This window comes from Pseudomonas sp. 30_B, from assembly GCF_017491605.1.
In the GTDB taxonomy this organism is placed as follows: Bacteria; Pseudomonadota; Gammaproteobacteria; order Pseudomonadales; family Pseudomonadaceae; genus Pseudomonas.
On record NZ_JAFGYY010000344.1, the window covers coordinates 1 to 447 of the forward strand.

Genomic DNA, 447 nt, shown 5'->3' on the forward strand with positions numbered 1-447 from the left:
CCTCGAAGCCGGGTTTCCCGCTACTCGCCGCCAAGCTCCGACGCGCGACGCCACACGATTTGCCAAAGTCTGCGGGAAGCCGATGCAAGCAGCCATTTACGCGCCATCAACGTTATCAAGCATCGGGCTTGCGGATACTGCGACGGGAAAGCACTTCCTTCTCAAGATTCGTGCCATCATTCCCGGCAATCCGCGATGAACCAAAAAGGCGCGGCGGTGGCAGCCGCCACGCAAAGTGTCTGGCTCACGAGGTTAGCCAAACACGACCAAGGAAGCGTTAGCATCGGCATCGATCCAATTCAAATACCATCGGCACAATTTCGCTCGAATTTCAGCATCAGGAAACATGAAAATCCCGATACCATAGCATAAAGATCATTTAAATCATCACCACCCCTACAATTCGGCAGAAAGCATATAACCCTTGTTTCGAAGAGAATGTATGAT

General features: G+C 51.9%; 1 protein-coding gene. It reads left to right on the top strand.

The annotated features are described in order from the left end of the window. The coding region (locus tag J5M67_RS28590) for a hypothetical protein (RefSeq protein ID WP_207888693.1) at nucleotides 1-199 on the top strand (199 nt) is incomplete at its 5' end. Nucleotides 200-447: the final 248 nt, after the last annotated feature.